A 14442-nucleotide genomic window follows, 5' to 3' on the forward strand; every position below is an offset into this window, starting at 1 on the left:
TCAGCGGGACAGTCCGAAGTAGGCGGCATGCGATGTGGCGACCACGGTGCCCTGCTCGTCCACCAACTCCTGGTCGACGGCCCACTTCGACTTGCCGGTGGACTCCAGTTCGGCTGCGACACGCTCGATCTCGTCCTCTGTCATCCGGCCCTCGACCAGGACCGACGTGGTCGCGGGCGCGAGGTAGCGCAAGCTCAGTTCGCCGACGACCGGGTAGAAGCGCTTCAGGTCGAATGCCGAGACGAAGAGCGATCCTCCCGGGGCCTCCGCGAGCGTGCACAGCGCACCCGCGTACATTCCGCCCACGTGGTTGACGTTGGGCTCGAGTGGCAGTCGCAGGACCGCACGGCCGCGAACGCTGAGCAGTTCCTCGAGGCCGATGCGTTCCACGAACGGGAACACCTTCACCCGCCGTCCCTCGGCGTAGGGCGGGAACTCCTCTACGAGCTCCTCGCCGCGGGTCATCGCGCCGTTCCCGTGGACTCGTGCGCGCCCGAGCGTGCCGCGGTGATCCGGCGGTCGAGTCCCCCTTGTCGAGCCATGTTTTTGAGTCTAGGCTCAATTCCGTCGTCGGCCAAGGGCCTGTGATGAATGGCCAGTCCGAGCGGGCTGGTTCGCACAGCAGCGCGTCGGCGGGGGAACACACGGCGGCTGCGGGGGGACCGAGCCCATGGACCTTTACGACACGCCGAGGAGTGTGTGATGAAGCTCGGACTGGCCATCGGGTACTCCGGCGCCGAGATGCGGCTGCCGCTCGAGCTGATCAAGAGCGCTGAAGACCTCGGATTCGATTCGCTGTGGACCGCCGAGGCCTATGGCTCCGACGCCACGTCGCCGCTGGCCTACCTGGCTGCCATCACAGACCGCATCCGCCTCGGCACCTCGGTGATGCAACTCGCCGGCAGGCCGCCCGCCATGGCCGCGATGCAGGCCGCCACCATCGACGCGCTCGCCGGCGGTGACCGGTTCATCGCCGGCATCGGGGTGAGCGGCCCGCAGATTGTCGAGGGCTGGTACGGCCAGCCCTGGGGCAGTCCCTACTGGCGTATCCGCGACTACGTGGAGATCATGCGCAAGGTGCTGGCCCGCGAGGAGCCGGTGACCCACGACGGGCGCGAGATCTCACTGCCGTATGAGGGCGAAGGGGCGATGGGTATCGGCAAGCCCCTCAAGTCGATCCTGCACATGAACCCCGACATACCCATCTGGCTCGGAACCGGCGGCGAGGCCAACGTGGCGCTCACCGCCGAGATCGCCGATGGGTGGTTCCCGCTCAACTTCGTGCCCGGGATGATGGACACTTACCGCCCGTGGCTGGACAAGGGCTTCGCCCGTGCCGGCGGTGGCAAGTCGCTGGCGGACCTCGAGGTACAGCCCATGGTGTCGGTGGCGGTCACCGACGACATCGAAGGCACGCTCGCCCGCATGAAGCCGGGCGTTGCGCTGTACGTGGGTGGCATGGGCCACCGCGAGAAGAACTTCCACAACGACATGATGGTGAAGCGCGGCTACCCGGAGGCGGCTGCGGAGATCCAGGAGCTCTACCTGGCCGGCCGCAAGGACGAGGCGATTGCAGCCGTGCCTGATGACTACTGCGACGAGGGCGCATTGATCGGTCCGCCCGCGCGGATCAGGGAGCGCTTCGCGCAGTGGGAGCGCTCCGGAGCGACCGGGCTGACGCTGCAGTGCCGCCAACCGGAGGCATTGGAGCTGATGGCGGAGATTTCGGGAAGTCTCGACAAAGTGAGGGAATCCACATGACCGACGCTGGTACCGAAGCCGGGGGCACCCAGCAGCCCGAAGAGATCTTCCGGCGCCACGGCGACAACCCTGCGGTGATCATGGCCGGGTCGGGCCGCACGCTGTCCTACGCCGAGATGGACGACCGCTCCACGCGGCTGGCCCGCGTGTTCGACGAGGCGGGCCTCACCCGCGGCGATCACGTTGCCCTCATGCTCGGCAACCAGCCCGAGTTCTTCGAGGTCGTGTGGGCGGCGCTGCGCTCCGGTCTCTACATGACGCCCATCAACTGGCATCTCGGCGCTGAGGAGGCTGGCTACATCATCCAGGATTGCGGCGCGAAGGCCTTCGTGACCTCGGCGGAGCTGTCAGCGGTGGCCGCCGAACTCGGCCCCTGGTGTGACGGTGTGACCAAGCGCCTCATGGTCGGTGGCGCGGTCGACGGCTACGAGGACTACGACGCGGCCCTCGCCGCCGCCTCTGGCGAGCCCCGCGGCGAGGAGCACGCAGGCACCTTCATGCTCTACTCCTCCGGCACCACCGGAAAGCCCAAGGGAATCGTGCCCGAGCTGCCCACCTCCCGTTTCGGGGAGGTGGCGGACACAATCACGATGCTGATGGAGGCCCTCTACGGCGCGGACGACTCCTCGGTGTACCTGAGCCCGGCGCCGATGTACCACGCGGCCCCACTCGGGTTCTCCACCGCCGTGCAGCGCCTCGGTGGCGCGGTGGTGGTGATGGAGCGCTTCGACGCGGCCGCCGCCCTCGAGGCGGTCGAGTCACACAGCGTCACCCACGCGCAGTTCGTGCCCACCCACTTCATCCGCATGTTGCGCCTGCCCGACGACGTGCGCACCGGACGCGACCTCTCCAGCCTCAGAACGGTTCTGCATGCCGCGGCGCCCTGCCCGGTGCCTGTGAAGCACCAGATGATCGACTGGCTCGGCCCGATCATCGAGGAGTACTACGCGGGCTCCGAGGCGTTCGGCGTGGCACTCATCAATTCGGAGGACTGGCTGGAACACCCCGGCTCGGTGGGTCGTCCGGCGCTCAGCCCGGTGCACATCACCGGCCCCGACGGTGAGGAGCTGCCGGTCGGTGAGACCGGTCAGGTCTGGTTCGAGACCCAGCTGCGCTTCGAATACAACAACGATCCCGACAAGACCAGCAGCGTGTACGACGACCGTGGTTGGGCCACCTACGGCGACGTGGGACGGGTCGACGAGGACGGCTTTCTGTACCTCACAGACCGAGCGTCCAACATGATCATCTCGGGCGGGGTCAACATCTACCCCCAGGAAGCCGAGAACGTGCTGAGCACACATCCCGACGTGCACGACGTTGCCGTGCTCGGAGTTCCCGACGACGAGATGGGCGAGCGGGTGAAGGCGTTCGTGGAACTCGGCGATGGCGTCGGGGCATCCGATGCCAAGGCCGAGGAGCTGATCACGTTCTGCCGCGACGAGCTGGCCCACTACAAGTGCCCGCGCGAGCTCCAGTTCATGGAGGAGCTGCCCCGCATGGAGACCGGCAAGCTGCTGAAGAGGCGCCTCCTGGAGTAGGCGCCCTGCGCTGGCTCGTCTACAACACCGCCGGAGGTGATGTGAGCCCGACTGCCCAGGCGGTCGAGAGCGTCCCTGCGGACCGGCTGTTCACCGAGCCGCGCGACTTCACCGATCTGGACGCGTGGCACACCGTGGCGGCGGATCTCCGACGCAACGGTGAAATGCACCACTGATCCGATCATGCCTGCGCTTTCAGCTGGTCTGACCGATCTGCCAGTCGAGGCGGAGCAGCGACCTGGTGAGGTCGCGCATCACGTCGGAGAAGGCGTGGACGAGCTCCGGGGACCGCGGGTCATAGGAGTTGTCGCCCGCCAGGCTCGGCGGGCCCACGAAGTAGAAGCACACCGCGCCCACGATGATGTTCGCCACCATCACCGGGTCGACGCCCTTCACCTTCGACTGGGACGCGAACACGTCCATGATCGACGCGATCACCCCCGTGCGGGCCTTGGCCTCGATGATGGCGCGGGCATCGCCGCCCGGCGACGCCGTCTCGCGCAGCAGCAGGCGCGCCGCATTGGGGCGCTCGCCTGCGTAGGTGACGATGGCTCCCACAGCTGCATCGAGGCGGACCTCTACAGGACCGTCGCTCGTGAGGATCTCGTTGAGCTCGGCGAAGAGCGGGTTGAAGATGCGCTCGAGTGTGGCTTCGTAGAGGACCTGCTTGCTGGAGAAGTGGTACAGGATCGCCGTGCCCTGGATGCCGGCCCGGTCGCCGATCGCGTCCAGTGACGCTCCCTCGTAGCCGTTGGCCGAGAACAGCTCCTCCGCGGCGTCGAGGATCGACTTGCGGGTGCGTTCGGACTTGGTGAGCCCGGTCGATTCAGCAACCAACGCGAGTCCTCATGGGAGCAACCCGTCGCGGCTGCCTCACTGGCCACCCCCGGGCAGCCGACCATCGGGTTCGTTCACGCTCGCGGTGCCGTCGCCGAAGGGTTCGTCGCGGCGCCGCAGCACTTCCTTGAGCCCGAGGTCGCGCACGGTGCGACCGAAGCCTCGCACCACATCAGCGCGGTGTGCGCGGGCGTCGTTCTCCGCAGCGAGCCGCTGCAGGACCTGTGCCCCCATGAGTTCCATGCCGAGGTTGGTGATCCGCTTGTTGGCGGCCAGCAGGTCGGGGTCGATGAGGGCGAGGCGGTCGGCGATCCCCTCGACCTCGTCCTCGAGCAGGTCGGCGGGAACCGACTTGAGTGCGAGGCCGATCTCGGCGGCGTCGCTTCCCGAGACCGTGTCGCCGGTGAGCTGGAGGCGCTTGGCCCACTGTGGGCCGCAGTTGTAGAGCCACAGGTTGCTCGGCAGCGCACCCATGCTCCGCGCCGCAGGGAATCCCATCCGCGCGTCATCGGCGATCACCACCATGTCGCACACCATGGCCAGGTCGGTGCCACCGGCAAGGCAGTTGCCGTGCACCTGCGCGATGGTCGGCTTGTGCATCTCCCACAGCGCACGGATGCGGCGGTTGTTGCGCTCGATCAGCCAGATGTCGTCGTCGAAGCTCCGCCCCGACCGTTGGCCCTCCTCGGGCTTCCGGCCGAGCGCGGTGAGGTTGTAGCCCGCACAGAACGATGGTCCGTCACCGCGCAGGATCAGGCAGTGCACCGATGTGTCGTCGTCGGCGCGCCATGCGGCGTCCTCGAGCTCGACGAGCATCGCTTCGGTGATGGCGTTGTGTGTGTCGGGCAGGGCGAGGGTGACGCGTGCCCGGCCGTCGGACACGTCGTATCGGATGGCTGAGTAGTCGGCTGGGTCCATCGCCTCGCTCATGCCGGCCGGGGCGTGTTGAGCGCAGCCGCGTTGTCGTGCAGCACCAGGCGCTGGTCGGCCTCGGAGATCCCGTCGAGCTCGGACAGGATGTCCCGCGGGTGCTCCATGCCTTCCATGTGCGGCCAGTCGGAGCCGTAGGTGACGTGGTCGGCGCCCATGAGTTCGATGATCTCGACCATGTCGTCCTCCCAGAACGGGTTGATCCACACGTGCTCGCGGAATGAGTCCACCGGGTCGTCGGTGTAGTGCTTCGGCGTGCGGTGCTTCGACTTGCCGAGCGCACGCAGCAGGCCGGGCAGGAACTCCGAGCCGTTCTCCACCGACACGATCCGCAGGTTGGGGAACCGCTCGAAGAGCAGGTCGAACACGAGGCTGGCGAGGAAGTCGTTGATGTTGCGCGAGCGGTGGAAGTTGGCGATGGTCGGCCGGGGCCCGAGGGCCAGCATGTCGTGGCTGCGGCGGTCATAGCCGTTGTTGTCGTGCTTGGTCGAGCCGATGTGGATGGCGACCGTGATGCCGGCCTCGTTGACCCGGGCCCAGAACGGATCGAACATCGGGTCACCCGGGTTGCGCGGACCCTGCCGCGTGAACACCGCACTAGGTCGCATGACCACGAGGCGGGCATCTTGCTCGAGGGCCTTGTCCAGCTGATCGCAAGCCCAGTCGACGTCGGCGAGTGTGATGTAGGGCGCCGTGAAGATCCGGTCCTTGAAGTTGAAGCCCCAGTCCTCCGAGACCCACTTGTTGAACGCGTCGAACATCACCAGCGCAGCGCCTGTGTCGTGCTGGATCTGCTGTTCCATCAACACGGCCTGGGTGGGGAAGATCCATGCACCGTCGAGGCCCTGCTCGTCCATGACCGCGAGGCGGGCCTCGCGGTCCATGTACTCCGGGCGCAGCGGTTCGAGCGACGAGCGGATCAGCTCCATCCCGGTACGCCCGTCGGGATTGCCCTGGAACAACTCGCGCAGCACACCGGGCTTGGAGATCGGGTCGAACGTCGGGTTGCCGTTGGTGCCCTCCGGGTCCATCCGACCCCCGACCAACTGGTACTGCCGCCCGTTGCGCTCGAGCTCGACCCACTGCACACAGCGCGCCTGCATCTCCTTGGGCACGTGGCGTGTGAACGCGTCGTGTGCCTCATAGAAGTGGTTGTCGGCGTCGAAGATCGGACCTTCGTAGTTGGCCATGCCGTTCCCCCATGGTCGACGGCGTGGCTTGTACGCCGTTCAGGCCTTCACGATCAGTTTTGAGCGTACACTAAAAACTGTGGAGGCGTCGAGTGGGTGTTCGGGGCTCGCACCGCAGCAGCGCCAACGATGGCCGTCCGAGCCGACTTGGCGCCAGTCACCCGGTCAGCGGATGACGAGTCCGGAGACCAGCACGCTGGCCGCCAGCACGGCGATGCTGAGTGCGGCCATGGACCGGATGGCCGTCGCCGAGGGCCGCTCCATCTGCATTGCCGGCGCAGCGGGGACCTCCGGTTCTTCGTGCTCCGGGTGGCGCACAGTCATCATCCCGTGCTTCAGGTGGTGGGTGACCAGCCACCAGTTCATGGGGTATGCGCAGATGAACCCGGCCATCAGCGCCATGCACATGACCCACCAGAACTCGGGGTTGGCCGGGTCGTCCGCTGCGGCGATCTGCTGCAGCAGCACCGTGCGCACGAAGATCATCCCCGCCATCAGGATGTTCATGGAGAGCAGCTCGGGAATGAAGGTGGAGGTGAGCGACTTGCGGTACGTGCCCGCCATCGCCTTCATGAACAGCGCCTGGAAGATCGCCCACCCGAACGCGAAGCCGAGCAGGTACTCCACGGCCACGTCGGCCAGCCACGACAGCGCGAGGGCCGATCCGATGGCGGCGCCGACGATGATTCCGACACCGTCTCCGGCGACACAGTGCATCGTGGAGCCGAGCACCTGACGCCAGGTGGCGGAGACGTATTGCTCGTGCAGGCCGGGCAGCGGCTCACGGCACCCCAGTACGTAGAGGAATGCTCCGAGCGGCCCCGTGTAGAGGGTCAGCAGGATGAATCCCCACTTGAGCACCGGCGACTCGGGGGTGTTTCGGATGTCGATGGCCACGAACAGCACGGACAGCGCCGTGAGGATGAACCAGAGGAGCATGACACCGTCGAGCACCACGCCATCGACGATACCCACGACAATGTGGTGACCGGTCAAGCGTTCGGGTCGGGTGCGGTCGTGTATTCACCCTCGCCGTACTCGAGCCGATCACGGACCGTGCGCGTGGCCGGAGTCCGCGGCGCCACTCATCGTCGACTCCCCGTGTGCGACAGTGTCGACTTGTGATCGGATCGGCGATCCGCCGGTGGTCGTGAGCGCGGGGCCCGAGTGTCGTACTCATGCCCGATGAACTGCGGATCGGTCTGGACGAGCGCACCTACCAATCACGCAGTCGCCGATGAAGGGAATCCGATGGAGATAGTGCTGACAGGAACCGGCTCACCCCTGCCCGACGCGAACCGGGCAGGGCCATCGACGCTGGTCAAGGCGGGCGATGCCCAGATCCTCGTCGACGCCGGTCGCGGTGTGGTCATGCGGATGGCTGGAGCCGGAGCACTGCCCGGATTCCTCACCGCCGTTCTGGTGACCCACCTGCACAGCGACCACCTGTGTGCGCTCAACGACGTGATCACGACCCATTGGGTGATGACGCAGGGCAACGGAACCCTGGCGGTCTATGGACCGCCGGGAATCGCCCAGTTCGTGCAGCGCCAGCTCCACGCCCTCGAGCCCGACATCGGCTACCGGATCGCGCACCACGAGGAACTGACGGACGGGCCGAGGGTCGACGTCACCGAACTTGCCGCCGGCGACACGTTCGACGTCGGCGGAGTTTCCGTTGCCACGGCGGCCACGGAACATGCGCCCGTTCGGCCGACCATCGGATTCCGGATGACACATGACGGCTCGGTGGCAGCCCTGGTGGGCGACACCATCCCCTGCGACGGCGTCGACGCACTGGCCGCAGGGGCCGACGCGTATGTGCAGACCGTGATCCGTCGCGATCTGGTCGAGGCGATACCCATCCAGATGGTCCAGGACATCCTCGACTACCACTCCGGAGTCGACGATGCCGCTCGCACCGCGGCACGCGTCGGGGTCAAGAAGCTGGTGCTCACGCACATGGTGCCTGCGCCCACGGAGGACCAGTACCCGCAGTGGCGGGCGATCGCGGCGGAGCACTTCGATGGCGAGGTGGTCATCGGCGGTGACCTGACGCAAGTGACCGTGTGAATTCACCCCTTGGGCCGGGAATGTGACCGAAGCTACAATCGGACCCATGCCGGCGTGGCTCGCCGGCGTCCAAGGCGATGGAGGGGCGAATGATGCGTACCAGGTGGGGAACCCTGTTGGGTTTGGTGGCGGTTGCGGCACTGGTGGCTGCGGCCTGTGGCTCGAAGCCGGGCTCCAAGAACATCAACACGCCGCCGACGGCGCTGATCTCTGCTGCTCCGCTCTCGGGGCCGGCGCCACTCACGGTCGACTTCTCGGGGCTGCTGAGCTCCGACGCGGGCGGCGAGATAGTCGCGTACGACTGGGACCTCGGTGAGGGCACGACCTCGGACCAGGTCGATGTGAGCCACACCTACACCGTCGAAGGCATCTACGACGTGGTCCTCAGCGTCACCGACAACAAGGACGGTGTCGGCACGGACACGGTCCAGGTCGTCGTCAACACCGACCCGACCGTCACAGCAGGCTCGGATGCCACCTCAGGTGCGACGCCACTTGCCGTCAACTTCACTTCGACATCCAATGACGTCGGCGGGAGCATCGTCTCCACGGAGTGGGACTTCGGAGACGGCGCCACCTCGACCGACGCCAACCCCACCCACACATACCTGGCTGCCGGCAGCTACGACGCAACCGTTAAGGTCACCGACAACCTCGGCGGCATTGCCTCGGACTCGGTGCCCATGACGGTAACCGGGAACGCGGGCCCGGTGGCCTCGGCGAGCTCGGACGTGACCTCGGGGAAGACCGCGCTGACGGTCACCTTCGACGGCTCCGGGTCTACCGATGCGGATGACGGCATTGCCAGTTGGTATTGGGACTTCGGTGATGGCGACAACGCCACCGGCGCCACCCCGGCTGCTCACACATACGCAACCGCCGGCACCTACTCGGCCACGCTGACCGTCACCGACGTGCTGGGCGCGACCGACACCGACACCGTTGTCATCTCGGTCGTCGACAATGTCGCGCCGGTGTCGGCACCGGCGCTGGCCACGGCCCATCCGAAGCCGGGGCTCGTGGTGAGCTTCGACGGCTCGGCTTCCACCGACTCCGACGGCACCATCGTCTCCTACGACTGGGTGTTCGGGGACGGCAACGCCGGCACCGGGGTCTCACCGACCCACACCTATGCAGCCACCGGCAGCTACCCGGCCAACCTGACCGTCACCGACGACAACGGAGCCAAACACGTCGAGACGGTGCTCGTGCAGGTTGCCAACAATGTCGATCCGGTTTCCGTTGCTTCGTCGGACCTGACCAGCGGGGTGGCACCGCTCGAGATTGCGTTCGAAGGCACCGGGTCGAGCGACTCCGATGGCTCGATCGTTTCGTACTCGTGGGACTTCGGTGACACCAACACCTCCACCGACGCGTCGCCCACCCACACCTACGCCGCCGCCGGCAACTACACGGCAACCCTCACGGTCACCGATGACAACAGTGCAACCGCAGTCGACACCATCGCGATCACCGTCGACCCATAGGCAGCGGCCTCAGCGCTTCGCCTGGGGATCGAAGGGGCCGAGGCCCATCTGTTCGCGCACACTCACGACCGGTGGGTTGGTCAGTGTGCGGCGCTGCCAGTTGGCACCGTCGACCACGAGCGTGTGACCGGAGATGAATCTGGCATAGGGGCTGGCGAGGAACGTCGCAGCCCACCCGAGTTCCTGGCGTTCGCCGACACGCAACGCCGGCTGGCACGCATCCTTTTCGTGAGTGCGCTCGAGGTTGCCCTTGATGTCATCGGTCATGTCCTCGTGGGGGAACAGCCCCGGCACGAGCCCGTTGACCTGGATTCCGTAGGGGCCCCACTCGACCGCCAGGGTCTCCACCATGTTCTTCACGCCCGCCTTGGCGGCCGCGGAATGGGCGAACCCGGGTCCGCCGGTCCACGCGTAGGACGCACCGATGTTGACGATCGAACCCGGGGTGCCGGCTTCGATGTGCCTGCGCGCGAACTCCCGGGCCACGAAGAAGGTGCCGTTGAGCGTGATGTCGACCACGGTGCGCCATGCGTTGGGCGACATGTCCTCGGCAGGGACGGGGAAGTTGGCCGCGGCGTTGTTGATCAACACGGCGGGCAGCCCGAGAGCGTCCTCTGCGGCGTCGAACGCGGCGCTGATGCTGTCGGGATCGCGGATGTCGCACTCGGTGGTGGTGACCGTCGCGCCCAGGGCCTCGAGCGCCTCGCGCCCGGCGTCGAGGTGCTCCGGCTTGCGAGAGGCCACCGCCACGTCGGCTCCGAGGCGGGCGAACTCGGAGGCGATCGCCTTGCCGAGCCCGGTGCCGGCGCCGGTGACGAATGCGGTGGTGCCGTCGTAGGTGCCGGCGGGAAGGGCCGAGGCCCCCACCGCCGGGGGTGCAGGCAGCCCGCTCGGTGAGTCGCTGTCAGTCATGGCGTTGTCTCCCTGTGTGCGGGGGTCACGAGCCGCGGTAGTGAGGCTCGCGCTCCTCGGCCCGCGACGCCTTGAACTCCGCGAAGTCGTCCGAGCGGTTGAGGAATGTCTGGTAGATCAGTTCGTCTTCCATGGAGCTGCGCACCTGCGGCCGACTGAGATGGCTGATCACCCTGCGGGCCAACTTGACTGCCACCGCCGGGGAGGAGGCGATCTTCTCCGCCATCTCGCGGGCGGTGTCGTCGAGCTCGCCCGGAGCGACGATCCTGCTCACGATGCCGTGCGAGAGTGCCTCTTCGGCTGACAGCCGGCGGCCGGTGAGCACCATGTCGCTCACGAGGCCATGGCCGCACATCTCGTAGAGCACTCCCATGCCGCCCGTGTCAGGGATCACTCCATGGCCGACTTCGGGGAGCATGAACTTCGCGCCTTCGGCTGCGATCCGGACGTCGCACAGCAGTGCCCGCTGAAACGAACCGCCGATCGCCCACCCCTGGATGGCGACGATCACCGGAGCCTCGAGGTCCCATAGCTGCTGGATGCCGCGATGCCCCCGCGTCATGAGTTCGTGGTGTGTGAGCTCGGTGGCGTTGTTGCCGATCACCGACACGTCGCGCCCAGATGACCAGCTCTTTCCCTCGCCGCGCCACACGACGGCCCGCACCGATGGTGTTTCCTTCAGCTCCGCGAGTATCTCGAACAGCCGGGCGTCCATCTGGTCGTCGAACGCGTTGTGCTTGTCGGTGTTGTTGTTGGTGATCGTCGCAACGCCGCCGTCGATCTCGAGTGTGACCTTGTCCGTGCTCATTGCGGGGCTCCCCAACTGTCTGCTGGCTCGCCACCGTATTGGCTTTGTTGGTGCTGGATCACGCTAGGCGTGATCCAGCATCAACAAAGCGAGTGCTCGAAGCAGTCGATCGACTCAGACGATCGAAGTCGTGCTGAGGATCGGGTTGCTCACGTTTGCGTAGCAGTACGAGGTCGTGGTGATCGAACCGAGCAGTGGCACACCGCTGACCCTGGTGCTGAAGATCAGCGAGGCATCTTCGTGGCTGGTGCCCGCGTACTGGGTCTCGATCGTGCTGCCCACAGAGCCGGTGGCTTGCAGAGTTGCCGTGATCGTCGGGAAGTTCGCGGTGACGCCGGGGGCCAGGGAGCCGGGGACCAGCAGCACTATCTCGCCGCCGCTCTCCGACACTGTCGGAGTGCCTGCCCCGATGTTGCTGCCGCCGGCAACGGTTGCGTTCACGAAGGTCGTTCCAGCCGGAACCGTGTACTTGAAGTACACGTTCGCGATGTAGGAGATCGGGTAGCCCCCGCCTGAGGTGGGCACTGCCATCGGGTCCGGCGTCAACTCGATGTCGAACGTCGAGCCCTGGGCCACCGTGGCCGGTGCGAGCACCGAGGCACCGGTGGCGTTGGCGTCAAAGGACGTCTGGCCGACTGCGCTGGTGCGGCACAGCTTGTCGACCGCGGTGTGAACCGGTGCCGGCGGAGCCGTGGTCGTGGTGGTCGTGGTGGTGCCCGGGATCGTCGTGGTGGTCGTGGAGCCGCTCGGCGCCGTCGTGGCGCCGTTGTCCCAGGCGCCCAGCGTGAGGCCGTCGGCGCCGTTCGAACCTGCACCGCCGCCGTTGCCGGTGCCGGAGCCGCCGCCCGCGCCCGGGCCACATGAACCGATCAGCGCACAGTCGCCACCGGCGCCGCCAGAGCCTGCAGCTCCCGAAGCGCCGCCTGCGCCCCCCGCGCCGCCTGCAGCCACTGCGGAGGCGTTGAGTGTGCCGCCGTTGAGCGAAGCCGTTCCCGAACCAGTGTTGAGAACTGCGATCGACGGGCCAGCGGCACCGCCGCCAGCGCCGCCGCCACCACCGCCGGACCCGCCGGCGCCGCCGCCGCCGCCGCCAGAGGCCTCGCAGCAGGACTTGTTGCCGCCGTTGCCGCCGTTGCCGCCGTTGCCGCCGGCTCCGCCGGCCTGGCCTGCGCCACCTGCGCCACCGGCACCGGCCGAGACAGAAACGCCGGTCAGGTTGATCGAGGAGTCGTGGCTGTAGACACCGAACGAGCCGCCGCCTGCGCTACCACCGGTCGTGGCTGCAGCACCTCCTGCACCGCCACCACCGCCGGCGCCACCACCGCCACCGGAAGCAGAAGCGGACTTGCCGCCACCGCCACCGCCGCCGCCAGCGCCGCTCGAACCGTTGGTGCCGGCCGAGCCGGACTGGCCGATGTAGGTCTCCGTGCCGCCGACGGTGTCGCCGGCACCTGTGCCACCGACACCTGCGGCGCCGTTGGAGCCTGCCGATCCGCCGCCCGGGTTGGTGCCGCAGCCAAAGAGGCTGCCGCAGCCGCCGTTGCCGCCGGCGGCCCCGCCGCCGCCGACCGAACCACCGTTGCCGGAGCCGCTGTAGTCACCACCACGGCCGCCGGAGCCGGAACCGCTGGTGCCGGAGCCGCATCCTGCCCCACCATTGCCCGGAGAGGAGGGACCGCTTGCGTTGGCGCCACCGCTGCCGGTGCAGCCGGCAGGCGCTGCGGCCGGTGCGGCGCCACCAGCGGTGCCTGCAATGCCGTCAGCAGAACCGACCATGCCGCCGGTGGCGTTGACGGTCGCACCGTTGATAGCGCGGATTCCGTGGGCGCTGTTGCCGGCACCGCTGGGGGTGCCGGAAGTGATCGCCGAGTCCTCGACCGAAACCGTTGCGCCGTCGACCAGCAAGCCGGTTGCATGGGTGCCGCTCTGGCCGCCCGCGATGGTGAGGTTGTTGAGCGTGAGGCCGCTGCCGCCGCCGTCGACGTACACGCCGAGGGCCTCGCGGGCCTGGCCGGTTTCGTCGGCACCGCTTGCGGTGAGGTCCGAAACAGTGGTGGCCGAGGAGATGCCCTGGGCGATGACTGCTGCGGACACGCCGGCTGTGCCGTCGAAGGCGCCGTCCACGACCGTCGCGCCGCCGGCACCACCGAAGTCCGCGGCGTAGCCGCCGAGCACGCTGATCCCATCGGAGACGCTGAACGAGGCGTAGGTGCCTTCGGCAACCCACAGCTCGGTGTTGCCTTCTGCGGCTGCGCGGCCGTTGGCGTGGGAGATCGAGGCACAGGGCTCGGCCAGGGTGCCGCACGTCGCGGTGTCGGCGCCGCCGTCGTCATCGACGAGAGTTGCTCCCGAGGTGTCGATCTGAACGCTGACCGACTCGGTCGCAGTGTCGGTCGCCCCGCCGTTGTCGGTCACCGTGAGCGTGACCGTGAAGTCGCCGGCCGAGGAGTAGGTGTGCGAAGGCTCGGCGTCGCTGGAGCTGTTGCCGTCGCCGAAGTCCCAGTCATAGGCGACCACGGAGCCACCTGCGTCAGAGCTGAGCAGGCCCGAGAAGGACACGTCGAGCGGTGCCTGGCCGCTCAAGGGCGCAGCGCTGATGACCGCCGTGGGAGGAGTGTTGGTCGGGCCTCCACCTCCCGAGGGGGTCGTGCATGAGACGGCGATCAACGTGATCGCGGCGAGCATGACAAGGACAGCCGAAGCCTTGGTGCGCATCTGAATGAACTCCCTGAGTCAGGGGGCACCGCACAACGCATCGCCCGATTCCCCCGCCTGTGTGCCCAACTTCGCCCCGGGCACGGGAAAAGGTATACCTGACGGGCCGTCGGGCGTTCAAGAAGCTGAACGACACTCACTTGCCTGACGACGTCGCATCCGAGGCGAGTCAGCGTGTTACCGGCGCG

12 protein-coding genes are annotated in these 14442 nt (G+C 67.5%); 4 read left to right on the plus strand and 8 right to left on the minus strand.

From position 1 onward, the window contains the following. Positions 1-465: a PaaI family thioesterase gene (locus GY812_13545; protein ID MCP4436504.1), complete on the minus strand. Its 465-nt coding sequence runs from the start codon at positions 463-465 to the stop codon at positions 1-3. A 237-nt stretch (positions 466-702) separates the two neighbouring features. On the opposite strand from GY812_13545, the gene GY812_13550 reads away from it, so the two are divergent. Further along, positions 703-1761, plus strand: coding sequence for an LLM class F420-dependent oxidoreductase (locus GY812_13550; GenBank protein MCP4436505.1), 1059 nt, complete (start codon positions 703-705; stop codon positions 1759-1761). Beyond that, positions 1758-3302: an acyl-CoA synthetase gene (locus GY812_13555; GenBank protein ID MCP4436506.1), complete on the plus strand. Its 1545-nt coding sequence runs from the start codon at positions 1758-1760 to the stop codon at positions 3300-3302. The genes GY812_13550 and GY812_13555 overlap by 4 nt, the downstream gene beginning before the upstream one ends. A 195-nt stretch (positions 3303-3497) precedes the next feature. Here the strand turns inward: GY812_13555 and GY812_13560 are convergent, their stop codons facing one another. From GY812_13560 to GY812_13575, 4 genes are all read right to left on the minus strand, one after another. Further along, entirely contained in the window at positions 3498-4139 is a 642-nt protein-coding gene (locus GY812_13560; protein MCP4436507.1) for a TetR/AcrR family transcriptional regulator, read from the minus strand. Between the two features lie 36 nt (positions 4140-4175). Beyond that, a complete protein-coding gene (locus GY812_13565; protein ID MCP4436508.1) occupies positions 4176-5069 on the minus strand; it encodes a crotonase/enoyl-CoA hydratase family protein in 894 nt (297 codons plus the stop codon). Beyond that, on the minus strand, positions 5066-6259 hold the full coding sequence (locus GY812_13570) for an amidohydrolase (GenBank protein MCP4436509.1): 1194 nt from the start codon (positions 6257-6259) through the stop codon (positions 5066-5068). The genes GY812_13565 and GY812_13570 overlap by 4 nt, the downstream gene beginning before the upstream one ends. A gap of 165 nt (positions 6260-6424) precedes the next feature. Then, positions 6425-7213 carry a DUF4396 domain-containing protein gene (locus tag GY812_13575; GenBank protein MCP4436510.1) on the minus strand — a complete coding sequence of 263 codons (789 nt, stop codon included), beginning with the start codon at positions 7211-7213 and terminating at the stop codon, positions 6425-6427. 297 nt (positions 7214-7510) lie between these two features. Here GY812_13575 and GY812_13580 point away from each other — a divergent pair, with 297 nt between their 5' ends. Continuing rightward, the gene (locus GY812_13580) at positions 7511-8332 is read left to right on the plus strand and encodes an MBL fold metallo-hydrolase (protein ID MCP4436511.1); all 822 of its coding nucleotides are present in this window, start codon (positions 7511-7513) and stop codon (positions 8330-8332) included. A gap of 89 nt (positions 8333-8421) precedes the next feature. Continuing rightward, positions 8422-9819: a PKD domain-containing protein gene (locus GY812_13585; protein ID MCP4436512.1), complete on the plus strand. Its 1398-nt coding sequence runs from the start codon at positions 8422-8424 to the stop codon at positions 9817-9819. A gap of 9 nt (positions 9820-9828) precedes the next feature. Here the strand turns inward: GY812_13585 and GY812_13590 are convergent, their stop codons facing one another. The 3 genes from GY812_13590 to GY812_13600 all read right to left on the minus strand — a co-directional run bounded on the left by GY812_13590 (position 9829) and on the right by GY812_13600 (position 14254). Continuing rightward, positions 9829-10731 carry an SDR family oxidoreductase gene (locus GY812_13590; protein ID MCP4436513.1) on the minus strand — a complete coding sequence of 301 codons (903 nt, stop codon included), beginning with the start codon at positions 10729-10731 and terminating at the stop codon, positions 9829-9831. 25 nt (positions 10732-10756) lie between these two features. Continuing rightward, positions 10757-11539, minus strand: a complete 783-nt coding sequence (locus tag GY812_13595; protein ID MCP4436514.1) for an enoyl-CoA hydratase/isomerase family protein — start codon at positions 11537-11539, stop codon at positions 10757-10759. Between the two features lie 114 nt (positions 11540-11653). Further along, the gene (locus GY812_13600) at positions 11654-14254 is read right to left on the minus strand and encodes a PKD domain-containing protein (GenBank protein MCP4436515.1); all 2601 of its coding nucleotides are present in this window, start codon (positions 14252-14254) and stop codon (positions 11654-11656) included. Positions 14255-14442: the final 188 nt, after the last annotated feature.

This window comes from Actinomycetes bacterium, from assembly GCA_024222295.1.
Taxonomy (GTDB): Bacteria; Actinomycetota; Acidimicrobiia; order Acidimicrobiales; family Microtrichaceae; genus JAAEPF01.